Annotated in this window: 2 other annotated features. The window is 49.7% G+C overall.

What is annotated here, in order from left to right:
• Positions 1-126 precede the first annotated feature (126 nt).
• Positions 127-856: a sequence feature (23S ribosomal RNA rRNA prediction is too short), on the top strand.
• A 48-nt stretch (positions 857-904) separates the two neighbouring features.
• Positions 905-1,175, top strand: a sequence feature (23S ribosomal RNA rRNA prediction is too short).

The following is a 1,175-nucleotide window of genomic DNA, read 5'->3' as shown; positions in this document are numbered from 1 at the left end:
GGGAGGACCACCTCCCAAGGCTAAATACTACCTGATGACCGATAGTGAAGCAGTACCGTGAGGGAAAGGTGAAAAGAACCCCGGGAGGGGAGTGAAATAGAACCTGAAACCGTATGCCTACAACCGGTCAAAGCCCCTTATGAGGGTGATGACGTGCTTTTTGTAGAACGAGCCAACGAGTTACGGTATGTAGCAAGGTTAAGGACTTAAGGTCCGGAGCCGAAGGGAAACCAAGTCTTAATAGGGCGACTAGTTGCATGCTGTAGACCCGAAACCGGGTGACCTATCCATGGCCAGGTTGAAGCGAGGGTAAAACCTCGTGGAGGACCGAACCACGTTGCTGTTGAAAAAGCATGGGATGAGCTGTGGATAGCGGAGAAATTCCAATCGAACTCGGAGATAGCTGGTTCTCCTCGAAATAGCTTTAGGGCTAGCGTCGCGAAATGTAACTACTGGAGGTAGAGCACTGAATGGGCTAGGGGGCATAGCGCTTACCGAACCTTATCAAACTCCGAATGCCAGATAGTGTTAGCGCGGCAGTCAGACTGCGAATGATAAGATCCGTAGTCAAAAGGGAAACAGCCCAGATCGTCAGCTAAGGTCCCAAAGTGTAAGTTAAGTGGGAAAGGATGTGGGATTTCTAAGACAACTAGGATGTTGGCTTAGAAGCAGCCATTCATTGAAAGAGTGCGTAATAGCTCACTAGTCGAGAGATCCTGCGCCGAAAATGTAACGGGGCTAAACTTACCACCGAAGCTACGGGTTCACACTTAGTGTGAGCGGTAGAGGAGCGTTGTAATCGGGCTGAAGTCGTACCGTAAGGAGCGGTGGACTGATTACAAGTGAGAATGTTGGCATTAGTAGCGAGATGTAGGTGAGAATCCTACAGGCCGAATACCTAAGGTTTCCACAGGAAGGCTCGTCCGCTGTGGGTTAGTCGGGACCTAAGCCGAGGCCGAAAGGCGTAGGTGATGGACAATCGGTTGATATTCCGATACCACTACAATCGTTATTATCGATGGTGTGACGGAGAAAGATAGAGCGTGCTAGCTATTGGATGCTAGTCTAAGCGTTTAGGGAGTTAGAGGAGGCAAATCCACTCTAACATATCCTGAGGCGTGATGGGGAAGGTTCCACGGAACCGAAGTGCTTGATTCTATGCTTCCAAGAAAAGC

Source organism: Clostridium thermobutyricum (genome assembly GCF_000371465.1).
Classification (GTDB): Bacteria; Bacillota; Clostridia; order Clostridiales; family Clostridiaceae; genus Clostridium; species Clostridium thermobutyricum.
The sequence above is the reverse complement of the archived record's forward strand: the minus strand, read 5'-3'. Positions and strand labels throughout refer to the sequence as shown.